This window comes from Proteus sp. G2675, from assembly GCF_963886535.1.
GTDB classification, from domain to species: domain Bacteria; phylum Pseudomonadota; class Gammaproteobacteria; order Enterobacterales; family Enterobacteriaceae; genus Proteus; species Proteus mirabilis.
In genome coordinates this window covers 59,955-79,434 of record NZ_CAWPCB010000038.1, presented here as the reverse complement: position 1 = coordinate 79,434, position 19,480 = coordinate 59,955, and the positions used below count along the sequence as shown (strand labels likewise).

Genomic DNA, 19,480 nt, shown 5'->3' with positions numbered 1-19,480 from the left:
GTACCTTTCTTGAGTTGACTGCCCTTTAATATTAAACATTCTTATTTTATTGTAAATAGATCTTTTAAAGCACGCTAATTCCCATTAAATACATTTAACAAAACAAAAATCATTTAACTTAATGTTTTAAATTATTTTTTATCATAAAGTTTAAATAAAACCTTTATAAACTTATGTTTATTTTTTGTGAGAGTGATCTCAGTTGATTATTCCTATTTATTTTAAAACTAATTAATATTTAATAGAGACTAAAAATTGAAATAGAATATTTATATTAAAAGAAATAAAGAAAGCTAATTGTTTATTTAATATCAATTTTTTCAGTAATTATTTTAATAAAAAGATCACGTTCTTTATTTTTAATATTACTATTCCAAATTACACCAATTTTCCATTGTGTGTATAACCCAGATAGAGGTAACAATGTGACTCTTTGTTTATCACAAATTAATTGCGCGCTTTTAGGCACTAATGCTATCCCTAATCCAGCTGCAACTAGCGCTAATTGGGTTTGAATATCTTGAGATTGCTGTAATAAACGCGGTGCTAGTTTATGCTGTTGTAAAAAAGCATGTATCTGCTGATACAGTTTTTTCCCTTTTTCTGGAGCAAGTAGAATAAGCCCTAATGAGTCGAAATAATGTAATGGGTTATAATCTGCCTCCAACACAGTAATATGTTGTGTTGCAATAGCTAACATCAGTTGCTCTTGTGTCAACGCTATCCCTTGTAAAGGGGGCATAACGGGTAAACGAGAAAAAGCCACATCAAGTTCACCCATTAATAATTTTTCTTCCATTTTATGAGAAGACATATCATCAATATTGACGCTAATATTTGGCTCAATTTGATTAAATCTCGCCAATAGTGAAGTAATAAAACTTAATGATGACAGACCGAATCCCGCATAAAGTGAGACTTTTTGTGGCTCAACTAATTGACGAGCTTGTTTTTCTAAAATATGGGATTCCCGTAATACCACTTGAGCTTGATTGAGTAAATATTGTCCTTCTTGCGTGAGCTTTGCACCATGGCGACCACGCTCAAACAACACGATATCCAGTTGTGATTCCAACGTTTTAATTTGTTTAGTTAATGCGGGCTGGCTAATACAAAGCTGTTTGGAGGCTTCACCAAAGTGCCCTGTATCAGCTAACACCACAAAAGCATTTAATAAACGTGTATCCATTATTTATCATCAAACCTATATTAGTTTCTTTTATTATTCTAACATAAAATAAATTAGTAAAATTAATATTAGGTGTTAATCTTTTGTCTGATAAATAATTATGCTCTTTTTATAATTATCTCTATTAGTCCTTGTTACCAAAACGAACGGAAATCGGATCTTGTTCATTACCTTGTCGAGTGGTGAGGATCTGATATAGCTCTGGTCTTCTGCCCGTTAACCAGCGTCTCCCTGTTGATTCAGGCAAAAGCGTTAAATCAATATCCGTGACGACCATATCGTCTTCTATCGCACAGCTTTCTTTTACAATACGTCCATAAGGATCGATAACCATCGCATTACCCGTTCTCACCTCTTCTTCATCACGCCCAACCCCATTACTGAAGATGATAAACATACCATTATCGTGAGCTCTAGCAGGTAACCAGCGCATTAGCCATCCTTTGCCATGTTCACCTTGAAAAGCAGCTTGTAACGCTTGTGGATCTTGCTGACGATTTTCCCACAACGCCATTGGAATAGGTTTCATGCTGTGTGGACTACGAGAGTGGGTTCCGCCAGTTTGATGAGGAGCCAATAAAATATCTGCCCCTAATAACGCCGTCGCCCGTGCGTTCTCAACTAAATTATTATCCCAGCAAATTAAAATACCCATTTTAATCCCCCATGGGGTATCAAATACGGTGTATTGATCTCCGCTACAAATAACCGGATGTTCAAATGCATGCAATTTACGATGTTTTTGTAATGAACCATCAGGCATACAAACAACCCAAGTATTATACAAATTATTATTGTTATCCCGTTCAATTAATCCAACACCAATAGCCATTGCATACTGTTGTGCTTTTTGTTTAATGGATTTTAATGATGCGCTATCAGCCAGTTTTTCACTTAATGCATAAACCTGTTGCGCCGGTAATTTAGGGACATGCCAGTATCCCGTGATACACATTTCAGGAAATACTAGAAGATTCACTTTTTCACTGGCAGCCATCTCAATAAACTGATGTATTTTGGCTAAATTATAATCTTTATCATTAGCCTTATGTTGTAGTTGTACGCTTGCAACACGTAATGTCGTTAATGGGTTCATAAACGGTTACCTCTACACTGTCTTATTTATCACCTTTTCACCTTTATTATCTAAACGTTTTTTTTGTCCAAAATATAATCAATTATTTTCTGTTTTTAATAACCTTTTGGAATGGAAAGGGATAAGCATCAGAAATGGCACGCTGTTATAGCGTTATTTTACGGAATAACACCCTAGTTTTCTGGCATCATAATAGTAATAAAAAGGAGTATTTATGTTGGCTAGAGCCTTGTTTATCCCTCTTTCATTCCCTTTACTCGCCTTATCTTGCTATTGTTGGGCAGGAAATGGTCTGGTGGATAGAACATGGACAGCTTCAGGAATGGATAGCTATAGTTATCGCCAAGCGCTAAGGCAACCAACGGTTGGCTCACGTTATACTCTTTTTAATATTACACCCGATATGCCAACGCCAGGTGGCACGAGTCCTGTTGGTACTAAAGGAATTCGCTATATTGCGATGAAATATGGCCCTTATGGGCAACCTGAACACTATAAAACCTACCAAGTGATGTTCTCTCACTATTCCACCACCACCACACGTAAAGTTCGTTATTTAGGTGAGTTATATACCGTTGTCGGTGATATTTATTTAATCGATCCTGCTGCTACCACCAATGAATGGCAACGCGGTCGTAGCCAAATAGTTGAAGAGTATTATGAGATTTTAGATACACATGGAAATAGGACAGGCAAAGGATTGCGTTTTAACCGCTGGGATAGACCTATAAATATAACAAATTGGTCTACATATTAATATATATTTAATTTCTCATCTTTTTATTAATTCTCTCTTAATGTCAATATTGCTTTCTCTTCTATAATAGTTTTTTTATTCTATAAAGCTTATCTAGAAAGCCATTGATTCTATATAAAAAAATGATAATACAACAAAGAATATATCTGTATTCTTTTGTATTTTTGTTTTCTATAAATACATAAAAACATTAAGGCTAAATTAATAAAAAATTAATTTCTCCTAAGGCAAAATTATATAAATAAAAATTTATATTTATCTTACTTAAATATTTAAAATAAACAGTTGCATATGAAAATTTTAGAATATTATTTCAAACAATTACGCACGCTCGCACAGCCAGATCGTGTTTATCTAAAAAATAAATTTATTCGTAACTTAGGTTATCAACCTAATTTTCGCCACCCCATGTCATTGAATGAAAAAATCAATGCACGTATGTTATTTGATAGAGATCCTATCTATACACGCTTAGCAGATAAAATCAGTGTCAGGGAGTATGTAAAAGAAAAGATAGGCGAAAAATATCTGGTCAAAATCCTTAATACTTATCGCCATCCAAATGAAATCGAACTTAATACACTACCTAACCGTTTCGTATTAAAATGTAATCATGACAGTGGCAGTACTATTATTTGCCTTGATAAATCTCAATTTGATTTGGAGATGGCAAAAAAGAAACTTAATTTTCATTTAAAGAGAAATCTCTACCACGTTACTCGTGAATGGCATTATAAAAATATCAGTGCGCAAATTATCTGTGAAGAGTATATCGACCTTTTTGATACTCAATGTCCGATGATCCCAACCACATGCCGTATCCACTGTTTTCATGGTCAGCCTCATTATGCGGAAATTGATATTTCGGATACAAAGGGATGCGAGTATATCAATGTTTATGATACACAATGGCAATTACAGCCTTTTACTTTAGAAGATCCCAATACCCCAGAATATATTGAAAAACCGCTACAATTTGACAATATGCTCACATTAGCCAACAAATTAGCTAACGGTTTTGCCTATTGTCGGGTCGATTTTTTAATGTCAGAAACCACACTACTGTTTAGTGAAATGACCTTTACCCCCAATGCGGGGCGCATTCCCATTAAACCAAAAGAGTGGGACTATAAATTAGGTGAACTATGGACACCTATTGCTTCATAGCAACTCCCTGAACTAACGAACGTCCCCTTTAAATTAGACTAGAAACGTCCAACTTTTAGGGGCTGTTCATTCAATAAATAAGGCTTAAAACACGCTTGATAAAGTGGAAACCCTAATAGTCAATTAGCGACTTACTTTTATGATGTTTCATCGCATACGTTAATCAGTGAGTCGTTGTGGATGAGTAAAAACAGTTGCTCTTCCACGGCGACAAAAACCCACCAGCGTCAAATTATATTGATTCGCCACTTCAACGGCGAGTGAGGTAGCAGCGGAAACCGCAAATAAAATTTCGGCACCACACATTGCTGATTTTTGCACCATTTCATAACTTGCACGACTTGATACTAATATTGCACCCTCTGTCCACTTTTGTTGTGTTTTTAAGCCAATCAACTTATCAAGAGCTACATGGCGCCCGACATCTTCGCAACCGCCTTGTAATTGCCCCTCAGGAGATAGCCAAGCTGCGGCATGAGTACATCCTGTTAGCTCGCCAATTTCCTGTACGGTTTTTAGTTGCTCAAGTGCGTTATCAAGCAAAGAGAGTGAAAATGTTTGTGTAAAAGGTAATGGCGCTATAGGGCGAAAAATTTCTGCTAATTGTTCTGTACCACAAATACCGCATCCGGTGCGCCCCGCCATACTACGACGTCGCTCTTTTAATTGCATAAAGCGCCGACTTGATAATTCTATTTGTACTTCTGTGCCACCATGGCAACTTTCAACGATTTCAATACTGCGAATTTCGTTAGAAGATCCTATAATGCCTTCAGATAAGGAAAATCCGACAGCAAATAACTCTAAATTTTTAGGGCTTGCCATCATAACAACGTGAGATATTCCGTTGTACACTAATGCAACTGGAACTTCGAGTGCAATATAGTCCTGCTCTGCTTGGTTAAGGGAGCCTTTGTGTTGCACAGTTGTTTGATCTATGCCAACAATTACACGTTTAGTTAACAAGTTTGTCGATTTTGTTTCATCCATAAGATGAATTCCTAATTTTATTAATACATAATAACAATACGGGTAAAACGATTTTACACTACCTATCAGGCAATGAACCTGATCCTATTAAGGATAATAGGAATAAAAAAACAATCAGCTCCTGTTTTCGTGAAGAAAATCAGAGTCAGTAAAAGCAATGTATGATGAGGAGAGACCCCATGCAGGTCAGCAGAAGACAGTTCTTTAAGATCTGTGCTGGCGGTATGGCAGGTACTACAGCGGCTGCCTTAGGTTTTGCACCCGCTGTTGCGTTAGCAGGCTCACGTCAGTATAAATTACTGCGTGCCCGTGAAACTCGCAATACCTGTACGTACTGTTCTGTCGGTTGTGGACTATTAATGTATAGTCTGGGCGATGGCGCGAAAAACGCAAAAGAAACCATATTCCATATTGAAGGTGATCCTGACCACCCAGTAAACCGTGGTGCACTTTGTCCTAAAGGTGCTGGTCTCGTTGATTTTATCCATAGTAAAGGCCGTTTACAATATCCTGAATATCGTGCTCCCGGCTCAGATAAATGGGTAAAACTTTCATGGGAAGAGACCTTTGATCGTATCGCACGCTTAATGAAAAAAGATCGCGATGCCAACTTCGAAAAATTCAATAAAGAAGGTGTTGAAGTAAACCGTTGGTTATCAACGGGGATGCTTTGTGCCTCCGCAGCAAGTAACGAAACAGGCTTTTTGACCCAGAAATTCTCAAGAGCACTTGGGATGCTGGCTGTCGACAACCAAGCGCGTGTCTGACACGGACCAACGGTAGCAAGTCTTGCTCCAACATTTGGTCGCGGTGCGATGACCAACCACTGGGTTGATATGAAAAATGCCAACCTTATCGTCGTTATGGGCGGTAATGCGGCTGAAGCACACCCTGTCGGTTTCCGATGGGCGATGGAAGCTAAAATCCATAATAAAGCCAAGTTAATTGTGATTGATCCTCGCTTCACACGTACTGCGTCTGTTGCGGATTTCTATACGCCTATTCGTTCAGGTACAGATATCACCTTCTTATCGGGGGTTATCTTATATCTGCTCGAAAATAAAAAATATCAAAAAGAGTACGTTGAGGCTTATACCAATGCCAGCTTGATTGTGCGCGAAGATTACCATTTTGATGATGGTCTCTTTAGTGGTTACGATCCTGAAAAACGTCAATATGATAAAACCACTTGGAATTACGAGATGGATGAAAATGGTTTCGCTAAACGCGACACCACGCTTCAACATCCTCGTTGTGTCTGGAATCTATTAAAAGAACACGTTAGTCGCTACACACCTGATGTGGTCACTCAGATTTGCGGTACACCAAAAGAAGATTTCTTAAAAGTCTGTGAATATATTGCTGAAACAGCAGCGAAAGATAAAACAGCCTCTTTCCTGTATGCATTAGGCTGGACTCAACACACTGTTGGTGCACAAAACATTCGTACTATGGCGATGATCCAATTACTGTTAGGTAATATGGGTATGGCAGGTGGCGGTGTTAATGCTCTACGTGGTCACTCTAATATTCAAGGCTTAACAGATCTTGGTCTGTTATCACAAAGCTTACCAGGTTACCTAACCTTGCCTTCTGAAAAGCAAACATCGTTAGAAACCTATTTAGCAGCTAATACGCCAAAACCGACCGTCCAAGGGCAGGTTAACTACTGGGGTAACTATCCTAAATTCTTCGTCAGTATGATGAAGACATTTTATGGTGATCATGCTCAACGTGATAACGATTGGGGATTCTCACTATTACCTAAATGGGATAAACCATACGACGTTCTGCAATATTTCGAAATGATGGATAAAGGTGAAGTCAATGGCTATATCTGCCAAGGCTTTAACCCTGTAGCTTCATTCCCGAATAAGAACAAAGTGATCCGTTCATTATCAAAACTGAAATTCCTTATCACCATGGATCCGCTAAATACAGAAACATCTTGTTTCTGGCAAAACCACGGTGAAGAGAATGATGTGAAAACAGCAGATATCCAAACTGAAGTTTTCCGTCTACCTACTACCTGTTTTGCTGAAGAGAACGGCTCTATTGTTAACTCAGGACGCTGGTTACAATGGCACTGGAAAGGTGCTGATGCCCCAGGAATTGCACTGCCTGATGGTGAAATTCTCTCAGGTATTTTCCATCGTTTACGCCAACTTTATAAAGAAGAAGGTGGCGCAATGCCTGAGCAGGTGTTGAATATGACTTGGGATTACTTTGATCCTAATAATCCAACATCTGAAGAAGTGGCTCAAGAGAGCAATGGTAAAGCCCTTGTCGACTTAAAAGACGCTGATGGCAATATCATTTTGAAAAAAGGTCAGCAACTAAGCTCATTTGCTCAGTTACGTGATGATGGTACAACGGCAAGTGGCTGTTGGATCTTCGCGGGTAGCTGGACAGAAAAAGGCAACCAAATGGCTAACCGTGATAACTCAGACCCATCAGGTTTGGGTAACACATTAGGTTGGGCGTGGGCATGGCCTTTAAACCGTCGCATTATTTACAACCGTGCATCAGCAGATCCACAAGGTCAACCATGGGATCCAAAACGCAAGTTAATCGAATGGGATGGCAGCAAATGGACAGGTATTGATGTACCTGACTATAGCAATGCCGCACCTGGCTCTGATGTTGGTCCATTTATTATGCAACCTGAAGGTATGGGGCGTTTATTCGCTATCGACAAGATGGCAGAAGGTCCATTCCCTGAACACTATGAGCCAATTGAAACCCCATTAGGTACCAACCCACTGCATCCAAATGTTGTTTCAAACCCAGCAGCACGTGTGTTTAAAGATGACTGGGAAGAGATGGGTAAAGCAGAAGAGTTCCCATATGTAGGTACGACTTACCGTCTGACTGAGCATTTCCACTTCTGGACAAAACATGCGCTGTTAAATGCCATTATTCAGCCTCAACAATTTATCGAAATCGGTGAACGGTTAGCGGCAGAAAAAGGTATTTCTCAAGGTGATACCGTTAAAGTCAGTTCCAAACGTGGTTACATTAAAGCAAAAGCTGTAGTGACCAAACGTATTAGAACACTTGATGTTGATGGTCGCAAAGTGGATACCATTGGTATTCCGATCCACTGGGGTTTTGAAGGGGTTGCGGTTAAAGGCTTTATTGCTAATACCCTAACGCCATTCGTCGGTGATGCAAATACACAAACGCCAGAATTTAAAGCGTTCCTTGTTAATGTGGAAAAGGTGTAAGGAGATAAATTATGTCACTGCAATCACAAGACATTATTCGTCGCTCTGCCACCAATTCCCTTACTCCCGCACCACAAGTGCGGGATTACAAGGAAGAAGTGGCAAAACTTATCGACGTCACCACCTGTATTGGTTGTAAAGCCTGTCAGGTTGCTTGTTCTGAATGGAACGATATCCGCGATAAAATTGGTACTAACGTCGGTGTTTATGACAACCCAACGGACTTAACGGCTAAATCATGGACAGTGATGCGTTTCTCTGAAGTTGAAGAGAATGGCAAATTGGAATGGTTGATCCGTAAAGATGGTTGTATGCATTGTGCTGATCCGGGCTGTTTAAAAGCATGTCCTGCGGAAGGCGCTATCATTCAATATGCTAATGGTATTGTGGACTTCCAATCTGAGCACTGTATCGGATGTGGTTACTGTATTGCTGGTTGTCCTTTTAACGTACCGCGTATTAATGAAGAAGATAACCGTGCTTATAAATGCACCTTGTGTGTAGACCGTGTTGAAGTGGGTCAAGAGCCGGCTTGTGTTAAAACCTGTCCGACTGGTGCTATCCATTTTGGCTCAAAAGAGTCGATGATTAATCTTGCCAATGAACGTGTTACAGAGTTACAAACTCGTGGCTATGACAACGCTGGACTCTACGATCCACAAGGCGTTGGTGGCACACACGTTATGTACGTGCTTCATCACGCGGATAAACCCAACCTGTACCATGGTTTACCAGAAAACCCAGAAATTAGCTCTACGGTTAAATTCTGGAAAGGTATTTGGAAACCATTAGCGGCGGTTGGTTTTGCTGCTACATTTGCAGGTGCTATCTTCCACTACTTAGGTGTTGGCCCTAACCGCACCACCGAAGAAGATGAAGAAGCGGCACAAAAAGAGATGGAAGCATCTTCTAAAACACAGACCTCTGTGAATAAGGAGGAGCAAAAATGATGAAGAAGAAAGGTGATAAAATTCTTCGCCATACCGCATCAGAGCGAATTAATCACTGGGTTGTTGTGATTGTATTTCTATTCACAGCCATCAGTGGTTTGGGTTTCTTCTTCCCATCTCTGAACTGGTTTATGAACATTTTAGGTACGCCTCAACTGTCACGTTTACTTCACCCATTTGTGGGGAGTGCGATGGCGATTTTGTTTATCTTTATGTTCTTCAGATACCTGAAGTACAACTGTATTGATAAAGATGACTTAGTTTGGGCTAAAAATATTCATAAAGTGCTAAAAAATGAAGAAGCGGGTGATATTGGTCACTATAACTTAGGTCAGAAAGGCATTTACTGGGCATTATCTATCAGTTTGATCCTGCTGACGGTCAGTGGCATCATCATCTGGCGTCCTTATTTTGCTGAATATTTCTCCATTCCGGTGATTCGTATTGCATTGCTGGTGCACTCATTTGCCGCAATCTTACTGATTATTACCGTTATCGTTCACGCTTATGCAGCGTTTTGGGTGAAAGGCTCAATTCGTAGCATGGTTGAAGGTTGGGTGACTCGCGGTTGGGCGAAAAAACACCATCCTCGCTGGTATCGTGAAGTACTGGAAGAAGAGAAAAAAGAAGCCGAAAAGCAGTCACAGAAATAATGCACTAACGCTAATTTGCTGAACAAACGGAGGCTGACTGTTGCCTCCGTTTTTATTTTATTTACCCGATCATCTTCAAGCGTAAATAAACAAGAAATTGACTATATCCTTACCTGCTGTCATGGCTTCAAGTAAAATTTTGCATTATTCTGATGCCAATATTTGTAGGTAATACACTATGAAGGAAGATAGAACGTTATGAGTATTCGCATCGTTCCTAAAGAGCAATTAGGTAAAGAGCCATCAGAAAAAAGCATCAGCTTTATTCCACCGGTGTTATTCCCGAATTTAAAAAACCTCTACCAACGTCGTGCTGAACGTTTTCAAGCATTAGCCAAAGACAATCCTTTCGCTGATTATCTTGAATTTGCTGCCGAAATTGCCTTAGCACAAGAAAAAGCATTACATGATAACCCGCTTGAATTAGATTTAACCCCGTTACTTTCTCAACAAACGGGTATAGCGCCGTTAGATAAAAAGACCTTTAAGCGTAGTAAGCATTGGCATGCATTACTCGCCTCAATCATTGCGGAATTACAATCCGTTGTACCTGAAAGTGCTAAAATTGCCTTAGAAAATCTCTCTAAAGCCTCTGAAACCGAATTAGAAGAGATGGCAACAGCACTATTAAACGATGAATACTCAAAAGTTTCCGCTGATAAATCAGTATTTATTTGGGCGGCATTATCACTTTACTGGGCGCAACTGGCGGCAAACATTCCCGGTAAAGCGAAAACAGAATATGGCGAAAATCGCCAATTTTGCCCCGTTTGTAACAGTATGCCTGTATCGAGTATGGTACAAATTGGCACCACTCAAGGACTGCGTTATTTACACTGTAATTTATGTGAAACCGAATGGCACGTGGTACGTATAAAATGTACTAATTGTGAACTAACGGGCAAATTAAATTACTGGTCTCTTGATAGTGAAAATGCGCCAGTCAAAGCAGAAAGCTGTGGCGATTGTGGTAGTTATTTAAAAATTTTATACCAAGAAAAAGATGCTAACGTCGATGCTGTAGCTGACGATTTAGCCTCCCTTATTCTTGATGCAAAAATGGAAGAAGAAGGTTTTGCACGCAGTAGTATTAACCCCCTTCTATTCCCCAATGAATAATAATTAGGTATTAACATGACACATGATACGCGTTCACTTTACAGTCAACTGTCATCGATAGACAGTTTGCTCCATCAGGTTGACATTCAAACTTTAGTTGATGGTTATGGGCAGACCTTTATCGTTGAACATTTACGCAAACTACAAGAAGAAGCGCGTATCATTATTCGACAAAATAATCAGTTACCGCAATGGCATGATAATTGGGCGGAAGAATTAAAAAATCGTATTGCATTACAACGAAAAGCCGCCATAAAACCGGTTTTTAATTTAACAGGGACGGTATTACACACCAATTTAGGTCGTGCGTTAATGGCAGAGTCAGCGATTGAAGCGGTAAGCCAAGTCATGCGCTCTCCGGCAACATTAGAATACTCCCTTGATGGTGCTTCTCGAGGACATCGTGATCGAGCCATTGCCGATCTGTTATGTGAATTAACTGGCGCCGAAGATGCTTGTATTGTTAATAATAATGCAGCTGCTGTTTTATTAATGCTGGCCACCGTCGCACCAGATAAAGAAGTGGTTGTTTCTCGTGGCGAATTAGTTGAAATCGGCGGTGCTTTTCGTATTCCTGATGTGATGTGCCAAGCGGGATGTCGTTTAAAAGAGGTGGGAACCACTAACCGTACCCATCTAAAAGATTACCGTAACGCGATTAACGAAAATACTGGGTTGCTAATGAAAGTTCATACCAGCAACTACAGCATTCAAGGCTTTACCGCTGAAGTTGAAGGTGCACAACTTGCTGCGCTGGGTAAAGAGATGAATTTACCCACCGCCATAGACTTAGGCAGTGGCTCTATGACCAATTTGGCTGCACTGGGTTTACCTAGCGAGCCGATGCCACAGGACTATTTGCAACAGGGTATAGATTTAGTCACTTTTTCAGGAGATAAACTATTAGGTGGCCCACAAGCAGGAATTATTCTAGGTAAAAAAGCGTGGATAGAAGCCATCCAACATCACCCTCTAAAACGAGCGTTACGTGTCGATAAAATGACATTGGCAGCATTAGATGCCACCTTAAGACTTTATCAACAACCTGAAAAAATGATCAAGGATATCCCGACATTACGTTTACTCACTCGTACACAAACCGAAATTCATGATATGGCGCAACGGTTACTTCCTCATTTTCAGGCATATTATGGCGATAACTACCATATCACAATATCCTCATGTGCTTCGCAAATAGGAAGTGGCTCGTTACCGATTGAAAGCTTACCCAGTGCAGCCCTTACCTTTGCTGCCAAAGATGGGAAAGGAAGTCAATTAGATGCCCTTGCGGCACATTGGCGTAACCTAGAAAAACCTATTATCGGCCGTATTACGGATGGTCGCTTATGGCTCGACCTACGTTGTCTTGAGGATGAAAATGCATTAATACAGGCTCTATCACTATGATTTTTGCGACAGCCGGTCACGTAGACCACGGAAAAACAACATTAATACAAGCGATCACCGGTGTAGATACGACTCACTTACCTGAAGAGAAAAAACGCGGTATGACCATCGATTTAGGTTATGCCTATTGGCCACAAACCGATGGATCAGTCATTGGTTTTGTCGATGTCCCCGGTCATGAAAAGTTTCTTTCTAATATGTTGGCCGGTATTGGGGGAATTTCTCACGCCTTATTAATTGTCGCTTGTGATGACGGTGTGATGGCACAAACTATTGAACATACAGCTATCTTACGTCTTGCCGGTTGTCCTAACATCACAGTGATCCTCACCAAAGCAGATCGTGTAGAGCCACCACGTATTGATGAAGTTAAACAGCAGATAACCACACACTTACTTAATCTAGGTTGGTCAGCACCACAAATCTTTGTTACTTCTGCCTCAACGGGTGCGGGTATCGCGCCATTACGAGACTATTTAGTTACCCTACATCAGCAAGAGCAACAACACCCTCAATGGCATAAGCGTTTTCGCTTAGCAATTGATCGTGTATTTAGTATTAAAGGTGCGGGTTTGGTGGTCACAGGTACTGCACTTGCCGGGCAAATTGCGCTAGGTGATACTTTTTGGCTAACCGGTGCAGATAAACCGGTAAGAATTAGGGCATTACATGCGCAAAATCAGCCAGTAGAACAAGCTGGTGCGGGTATGCGCATTGCGATAAATATTAGTGGTGATGTCAGTAAAGAAACGGTTTCTCGTGGTGATTGGTTACTATCACAAGCACCACTTTATCCTTCACACAAAATATTAGTCAGCCTAACAGCTGATGAACCTATTAAACATTGGCAACCGGTTCATATTCATCATGGTACACGCCATATTACAGGACGTATTGCACTATTAAATAATACCGATGAAACACCGCTATTAGCAGAGCTTATTCTTGATGAACCCTTGTGGCTGGTGGATAACGATAGACTGATTTTACGTGATATCAGTGCACAACGAACTTTAGCGGCGGCCAAAGTGCTCTGCTTACACTCTCCTCGTCGGGGTAAACGACAAGCTGAGTTTTTATCTTGGCTAAAAGCACTTGATAAAGCCAACACGGTGAGTGATAACCTCGCACTCTATTTACCCAAAGGTGAATTGTTATTGACACAATTTGCTTGGGCACAGCAATTGACGGAAACTGCACTTGATACGCTATTAACCACCTTTGATGTTATTTCTATTTCCGGCGTCGTCATTTCGAAAGCCAATGCTGAACAGGCCAAAGCAAAACTATTACGCACACTAGAAGAATATCACCAGCAACATAACGATCAAATGGGTGTGGGTCGTTCCCGTTTAAAACGTATGGCTCTTCCCACTTATCACGATGAGCTGGTTTATCACTTAATTGATCAGTTACGCCAAGAAGGCGCTATTAAGCAAACTCGAGGCTGGCTACATCTACCAACACATGGGTTAGCCTTCTCAGCAGAGCAAGAGGCACTATGGCAGATTGCCAAAAACTATTTTCAACAATCAGAACCTTGGTGGGTTCGTGATCTCGCCCATGAAATGAAAAATGATGAAAAAGTCATACGAAGCTTATTACGCAAAGCCGCTCAACTAGGTCTTATTATCCCCATTATTGCCGATCGCTATTATACTCATGATTCGATAGAAAAATTTGCCGCTATCATCGTAAAATATAACGAAACTAACGGCAGTGTAACCGCAGCCGATTTTCGTGATGAACTGGCCGTAGGTCGCAAACTTGCCGTACAAATTCTTGAGTATTTTGACCGAACAGGGTTCACTCGACGTAAAAAAGATCTTCATATCTTACGAGATAAAGGGTTATTCTAACTTAACAGGTTACTCTTTATGATTGGCTGAATGTAAGCATTCAGCCAATTAAGGTATTCTTCGCTTGTCTTTATCAATAAACTTTTAATCACTATGCTCGGAAGAGATATGAAAAAATTATCAGGGCGTATATATCTTGCGCTTGTTCTTATTGCTTCATTATTTATTGTCTTTGAGAAAGCTTCTCTAATTTATACCGCACTACTGTCTGTCAGTGTTTATTTTATTATTTTTACGCTGTGTTTTGTTTTATCGTCCCGCGCGCTATTCTCAGCAATCACAACAGGGACACTCTTTATCATTATCAAGTTTATCAATCAGCTTAAAGTCCACTATTATAAAGAGTCACTGCTATTTTCAGATTTTAACCTTGCTTTTGATAGCTCAAATTTAGGCACCTTAACGCAGTATTGGGAAGCCGGTGTCGCGATTATTGCCATGGCTATTTGGCTAATCATTAATATGGTTACCGCGTGGCGTTTCTCCCGTAAATCACCTATTGCTACACGCCTAAGTAGCTTATTACTCATTATTATTGGCCTTACAACTATTCATTTTACAGTGAATAAATGGCAATCGGAGTGGGAAGGTACGCTTCCCGGTGGTCGAGGAACTGTGACTAATTTAATTATGTCGGGTTATCAAACAGCTTATCATCCCCCTTACTATGCACAAAGTGCAGACTACTTTATCGAGCAAGCCAACCGTGTGGTCTTACCGGAAACACAAACCGAGGTAAAACCCGATATTGTTGTATTACTACAAGAATCTACCGTAAACCCAACCATTTACCAATTTGATAAAAACGTGGATTTGCCCGATCTTTTTATGTTTAAAAAAGATGAAGGTGTCAGTGCCCAAAGCCCATTACGAGTACAAACCTTTGGTGGAGGAACTTGGCTTTCTGAGTTCTCAGTATTAACCGGTCTAAATACCGATGATTTTGGTGCGCGTAAAAACTCTGTGTTCTATTTTGTGGTTGATAAACTCAATGAAAGTTTATTCCGCCAACTCAAATCTCAAGGGTATTACACCGTACTGCTCACTCCCTTTAATCGTAACGCCTATCACGCGGGATATGCTTATGAAAAATTAGGGGTAGATGAGATTATCCAGCCACAAGAATTGGGTTATCCGGGGAGTTTAGAAGAGAATTTATGGACTATCCCTACCCAAGATATGATTAATTATCTAAAAGAAATCTTAAAAACACATACAGATAAGCCATTATTTATCTTTTCTTTAACTATGTATGAGCATGGCCCTTATAAAGGCTCACATAGTGATGATTATCAATTAGCTGGCCAAACAGAAAGCCCTGATGCACCGGGTAAATTTAGCCACTATATGGAAAAAATTATTGCCAGTGATCCGGCTATTGAAGATTTTTCTCACTTTGTCGCAAATAGAGAGCGCCCCACCCTGTTTCTTTATTTTGGTGATCATCAACCTAATATTGACCTAAAAAATTATCAATCACCTTTTAGTGATCCAGCACATATTACTCAATTCACCTTAAGGGATAATTTAACGCAAGGTGCAACCCTTTCTACTGGAGAATTAACGGATATTAATTTTTTAGGGGGAATGTTGTTAGAGCGCGCTCGTTTACCTTTATCACCTTACTATAAAGCCAATATTCAAATGCGTCATTTATGCCAAGGCAAATTAAATGATTGTGAGGATGAAAAATTAGTTAATAGCTATAAGAACTATATTTATGACAAATTAAACGTTGCCGGTGGCAAAGATAATTAATTTTCAAATTTACTGATAAAAGGTGATCGGGATTAGTAATCTGTAACAACACGATTATTGACTCGTCCTGATATTGAACAAAAAAGAGGCTGATAACTGGCCTCTTTTTATTTTAATGGTTATATCCACCGGGGCTAACTAATAGTCATTGTGATTATTCTGCGCAAAGGCGGCTAATAAATGTAAGGCTGAAGAGTAATAATCCGTATCCTTAGTTAAATCGACATTTTCAATTGCTGTTTTCATTGTCAGATCTCTTACCGCCATCATACCTGGCGTTAAGTTATAATCGGCGCGCTCTTTACCATCAATACTGATCCACGCAGGCGTCTTATCACGATCAAATTGTTGCCAATAATTCACAAAAGGTTGTAATGCGAGTTTATCTTGTGCCCATGCCAAATAAAGAGGAATGCGAATAGCATCAAAACTAAATCGTGCTGGCCATTTTTCACTCGGGGCAAGATGACCATCAGGGTATAAACTTACCCAATCACTTGGTAATTTATATTTACCAAAACGCATTTTTCTTAATAAGGATTGGCTATCGTTAATTAAATTTTTCCAGCGACTATCATGACTAACTCGATAGAAATCTTTCCATGCCGGAAAGATAAAATAGGAGGGGTTAATGATAATTTCTTCGGGGGTTTTAAAACCATTAATTCCCGGTAAGAGTACACTGTAGTTTTCTGTCTTCACTAAAGTGTGTTCAAGGATCGCATGCTGAATAGAATCTGACGCTGAAAGATAGCTTTCATCATGCCATTTTTCCCCAGCCTTTAATAATGCCCAAGCAATTAAAATATCACCATCTGTTGCATTATTAGGATCGGGTGTATGTTGATTATTTTCGGGTTCATAACGCCATTTAAATAAGCCAAGATCACCACGATACAGCGACATTGCCGTCCAGTGCCATAATTGAGCAAAGGTTTGGCGATCGTCACTCATAACCGCCATTAACATGCCATATCCTTGACCTTCTGAGTGTGAAATATTTTGATTAGCACTGTCAATGACACGCCCCTCGGGAGTAATGTAACGCGCTTTAAATTGTTGCCATCCTGCTTGGGTTTCTGTCGCTTGTGTCATTGGGGATATCATTAACATCACACTTAGTGTTAGCAAAAGACCAAGTCGATGAGTCAATCGAGATAACTGTCTTATGGACATTGTCTCTTTCTCCTTCTTTTGCCGACCGCTAAATGAACTCGGTCGGCATACTACTGATTATTGCAAAATAGCCTCAAAAAATTGTCATCACACTGTTATCGACTTCTTTTAGTGTTGGGCGATTATTGGCCATAGTTTGGGATAATACATCTTTTGCATATAACTCTTGTATCCAATGAGCGAACTCTTCTTTCAGTTCGCTATTATGTAAACCATACTCAACAAAGGCTTTCATATAACCGAGTTTATTACCACAATCATGAGATTTACCAACTAAGGTGTAAGCTTCGGCAACCTCTTTTCTCAATAAGAGATCAATAGCATCCGTTAATTGGATTTCGCCACCAACACCCGCAGGCAACCCATCGAGTAACGGCCAAATTTCTGCAGAGAAAACATAGCGCCCCACCACAGAAAGATTAGAAGGTGCTTGTTCTGGATTAGGTTTTTCCACAATACGACGAATAGGCGCCCAGTTACCTTGTGGGCAAAAAACACCTTGGCAATCAACAATTCCATATTGATGTACTTGAGTGAGTGCGACAGGTTCAACCATAATTTGGCTACGCTCTGTTTTTTGGAAGCGTTTGATCATGGCAGATAAGTTATCATGGCAAGGATCACAGTAGTGAGAATTTAATAGCACATCGGGGAGTAATACAATAAAAGGATTATCACCAATGACAGGGTGAGCACAACAAATGGCATGCCCTAATCCTAATGCTTGCCCTTGGCGAATTTGGATAATTTTTACATTTTCAGGACAAATAGAGCGAACTTCTTTTAATAATTTATTTTTTATTCGTTGCTCTAACATATTCTCTAATTCAAAGCTGGTATCAAAATGATCAGCAATTGAATTTTTAGATGAATGTGTCACTAAAATAATTTCTTCAACGCCCGCTTGTGCACACTCTTCAACAATATATTGAATTAAAGGACGATCAACTATCGGTAACATTTCTTTTGGAATGGATTTAGTTGCAGGTAACATACGTGTGCCTAATCCAGCGACAGGAATAACAGCTTTCATCATAATATACTCCTCAAATAATTATTTATATAAAAACAATACATTGTTATTAATTGAAAATGATTTTCTTTTATTTTCTTTTCTAAAAAACTCTCTATTTAAAATATAAGTATCCCTCTCCAGATAAGGAGATTTTTATTTATTAATAATGATTTTTATTTGAAATATAGTGTTATTTAATACTCTGAATAAAAACCGTATTTATTTCCTCCTTTCTCTTTTATTGCATAAAGCTTTTTATCTGCTGACTTTAATAGTTCAGATAATGTCTTGCCATCCTTAGGGTATTCAGCAATACCTAAGCTAATAGAAGGAACGATTGTTTTTTCTTTATTGATTTTTATCGGTTTTTCCATCCCTCGCCATAGCGATTCGATGATCTCCAATAACAATAAAGAGCAAGAACGTAATCCAGCAGGGAAAAGTACCGCAAATTCATCGCCACCAAGTCGCCCACAGTAAACCTGCTGGCGTTCTAAGGCTAATAAACGCTGCGCTATCTCACATAAAACATGATCACCAATAGCATGGCCATATTGATCATTAATCGTTTTGAATTTATCACAATCAATAATCCCAAGACAAAAAGATGAAGGTGTCGCAATATTTAATCGCTCCTGTTCAATTTTCTCAATAATACTTAGACGGTTAGCCATTCCAGTTAAAGAGTCAATATAGCTTTTATTTAATAAATCATTTCTTAACTTTACTTTATCCGTGATATCTAAACTTAAAAATGCATAATGAGAAATTAGATTATTTTTATCAAAAATTGGAACGATATTAATATCTTCCCATACTTCTTGTTTATTTTTATTTGGGTGTTTTGCCTCTAATCTTATTACCTCTTTATTATCACTAATGTTAGAAAACACATCTTGATTTTCATCAACTAAATAAAACAAGTTATATCTTTTATTTTTTATACTTTCAAAATTAATATGATTAAATTGGCAGTATTTTTTATTAGCGTAGATAATATTACCTTTTATATCTGTTACTATCATCATAAATACATAATTAGTAAATTGCTTTATTAATAAGTCATTAACAATATTATTATTAATTACTAATTCACTCATTTTTTCCTCCTATGCTT

General features: G+C 39.1%; 15 protein-coding genes. 9 read left to right on the top strand and 6 right to left on the bottom strand.

Annotated elements, in window-relative coordinates; genetic code table 11:
• Positions 1-301: 301 nt before the first annotated feature.
• Positions 302-1,189, bottom strand: a complete 888-nt coding sequence (locus AACQ49_RS13615) for a LysR family transcriptional regulator (protein WP_004246524.1) — start codon at positions 1,187-1,189, stop codon at positions 302-304.
• Positions 1,190-1,313: 124 nt separating this feature from the next.
• The gene (locus tag AACQ49_RS13610) at positions 1,314-2,285 is read right to left on the bottom strand and encodes a nitrilase family protein (RefSeq protein ID WP_004246525.1); all 972 of its coding nucleotides are present in this window, start codon (positions 2,283-2,285) and stop codon (positions 1,314-1,316) included.
• Between the two features lie 214 nt (positions 2,286-2,499).
• Between AACQ49_RS13610 and umoA the strand changes: the two genes are divergently transcribed.
• Both umoA and AACQ49_RS13600 read left to right on the top strand, forming a co-directional pair.
• The gene (umoA, locus tag AACQ49_RS13605; protein ID WP_004246526.1) at positions 2,500-3,042 is read left to right on the top strand and encodes a flagellar biogenesis regulator UmoA; all 543 of its coding nucleotides are present in this window, start codon (positions 2,500-2,502) and stop codon (positions 3,040-3,042) included.
• Between the two features lie 291 nt (positions 3,043-3,333).
• Entirely contained in the window at positions 3,334-4,209 is an 876-nt protein-coding gene (locus AACQ49_RS13600; protein WP_004246527.1) for an ATP-grasp fold amidoligase family protein, read from the top strand.
• Between the two features lie 159 nt (positions 4,210-4,368).
• On the opposite strand, the gene fdhD is transcribed toward AACQ49_RS13600, so the two are convergent.
• The gene (gene fdhD / locus AACQ49_RS13595) at positions 4,369-5,199 is read right to left on the bottom strand and encodes a formate dehydrogenase accessory sulfurtransferase FdhD (protein WP_004246534.1); all 831 of its coding nucleotides are present in this window, start codon (positions 5,197-5,199) and stop codon (positions 4,369-4,371) included.
• A 179-nt stretch (positions 5,200-5,378) separates the two neighbouring features.
• Here fdhD and fdnG point away from each other — a divergent pair, with 179 nt between their 5' ends.
• The 7 genes from fdnG to AACQ49_RS13560 all read left to right on the top strand — a co-directional run bounded on the left by fdnG (position 5,379) and on the right by AACQ49_RS13560 (position 16,172).
• Positions 5,379-8,426, top strand: a complete 3,048-nt coding sequence (gene fdnG, locus AACQ49_RS13590; protein ID WP_080633831.1) for a formate dehydrogenase-N subunit alpha — start codon at positions 5,379-5,381, stop codon at positions 8,424-8,426.
• An 11-nt stretch (positions 8,427-8,437) separates the two neighbouring features.
• Positions 8,438-9,376 carry a formate dehydrogenase subunit beta gene (gene fdxH, locus AACQ49_RS13585; RefSeq protein WP_004246537.1) on the top strand — a complete coding sequence of 313 codons (939 nt, stop codon included), beginning with the start codon at positions 8,438-8,440 and terminating at the stop codon, positions 9,374-9,376.
• Positions 9,373-10,029 carry a formate dehydrogenase cytochrome b556 subunit gene (gene fdoI, locus AACQ49_RS13580; RefSeq protein WP_161779098.1) on the top strand — a complete coding sequence of 219 codons (657 nt, stop codon included), beginning with the start codon at positions 9,373-9,375 and terminating at the stop codon, positions 10,027-10,029. Before fdxH ends, fdoI begins: the two co-directional genes overlap by 4 nt.
• A gap of 198 nt (positions 10,030-10,227) precedes the next feature.
• Complete coding sequence (gene fdhE, locus AACQ49_RS13575) at positions 10,228-11,148, top strand: formate dehydrogenase accessory protein FdhE (protein ID WP_004246539.1); 921 nt, start codon at positions 10,228-10,230, stop codon at positions 11,146-11,148.
• 15 nt (positions 11,149-11,163) lie between these two features.
• Complete coding sequence (gene selA / locus AACQ49_RS13570) at positions 11,164-12,555, top strand: L-seryl-tRNA(Sec) selenium transferase (RefSeq protein WP_004249787.1); 1,392 nt, start codon at positions 11,164-11,166, stop codon at positions 12,553-12,555.
• Complete coding sequence (gene selB, locus AACQ49_RS13565; RefSeq protein ID WP_161779097.1) at positions 12,552-14,414, top strand: selenocysteine-specific translation elongation factor; 1,863 nt, start codon at positions 12,552-12,554, stop codon at positions 14,412-14,414. The genes selA and selB overlap by 4 nt, the downstream gene beginning before the upstream one ends.
• Positions 14,415-14,522: 108 nt before the next feature.
• Positions 14,523-16,172, top strand: a complete 1,650-nt coding sequence (locus AACQ49_RS13560; RefSeq protein WP_004249965.1) for an LTA synthase family protein — start codon at positions 14,523-14,525, stop codon at positions 16,170-16,172.
• A 138-nt stretch (positions 16,173-16,310) separates the two neighbouring features.
• On the opposite strand, the gene AACQ49_RS13555 is transcribed toward AACQ49_RS13560, so the two are convergent.
• The 3 genes from AACQ49_RS13555 to AACQ49_RS13545 form a co-directional block, all read right to left on the bottom strand.
• Entirely contained in the window at positions 16,311-17,348 is a 1,038-nt protein-coding gene (locus AACQ49_RS13555) for a glycosyl hydrolase family 8 (protein WP_063215393.1), read from the bottom strand.
• Between the two features lie 73 nt (positions 17,349-17,421).
• Complete coding sequence (gene galU, locus AACQ49_RS13550; RefSeq protein WP_020946490.1) at positions 17,422-18,384, bottom strand: UTP--glucose-1-phosphate uridylyltransferase GalU; 963 nt, start codon at positions 18,382-18,384, stop codon at positions 17,422-17,424.
• Positions 18,385-18,557: 173 nt separating this feature from the next.
• Positions 18,558-19,463, bottom strand: a complete 906-nt coding sequence (locus AACQ49_RS13545; RefSeq protein ID WP_161779096.1) for a sensor domain-containing diguanylate cyclase — start codon at positions 19,461-19,463, stop codon at positions 18,558-18,560.
• Between the last annotated feature and the right edge of the window lie 17 nt (positions 19,464-19,480).

Excerpts from the sequence above, each read along its gene's own strand:
- AACQ49_RS13615 (WP_004246524.1), bottom strand. The coding sequence starts at position 1,189 with ATGGATACACGTTTATTAAATGCTTTTGTGGTGTTAGCTGATACAGGG.
- AACQ49_RS13610 (WP_004246525.1), bottom strand. The coding sequence starts at position 2,285 with ATGAACCCATTAACGACATTACGTGTTGCAAGCGTACAACTACAACAT.
- umoA (WP_004246526.1), top strand. The coding sequence starts at position 2,500 with ATGTTGGCTAGAGCCTTGTTTATCCCTCTTTCATTCCCTTTACTCGCC.
- AACQ49_RS13600 (WP_004246527.1), top strand. The coding sequence starts at position 3,334 with ATGAAAATTTTAGAATATTATTTCAAACAATTACGCACGCTCGCACAG.
- fdhD (WP_004246534.1), bottom strand. The coding sequence starts at position 5,199 with ATGGATGAAACAAAATCGACAAACTTGTTAACTAAACGTGTAATTGTT.
- fdxH (WP_004246537.1), top strand. The coding sequence starts at position 8,438 with ATGTCACTGCAATCACAAGACATTATTCGTCGCTCTGCCACCAATTCC.
- fdoI (WP_161779098.1), top strand. The coding sequence starts at position 9,373 with ATGATGAAGAAGAAAGGTGATAAAATTCTTCGCCATACCGCATCAGAG.
- fdhE (WP_004246539.1), top strand. The coding sequence starts at position 10,228 with ATGAGTATTCGCATCGTTCCTAAAGAGCAATTAGGTAAAGAGCCATCA.
- selA (WP_004249787.1), top strand. The coding sequence starts at position 11,164 with ATGACACATGATACGCGTTCACTTTACAGTCAACTGTCATCGATAGAC.
- selB (WP_161779097.1), top strand. The coding sequence starts at position 12,552 with ATGATTTTTGCGACAGCCGGTCACGTAGACCACGGAAAAACAACATTA.
- AACQ49_RS13560 (WP_004249965.1), top strand. The coding sequence starts at position 14,523 with ATGAAAAAATTATCAGGGCGTATATATCTTGCGCTTGTTCTTATTGCT.
- AACQ49_RS13555 (WP_063215393.1), bottom strand. The coding sequence starts at position 17,348 with ATGTCCATAAGACAGTTATCTCGATTGACTCATCGACTTGGTCTTTTG.
- galU (WP_020946490.1), bottom strand. The coding sequence starts at position 18,384 with ATGATGAAAGCTGTTATTCCTGTCGCTGGATTAGGCACACGTATGTTA.
- AACQ49_RS13545 (WP_161779096.1), bottom strand. The coding sequence starts at position 19,463 with ATGAGTGAATTAGTAATTAATAATAATATTGTTAATGACTTATTAATA.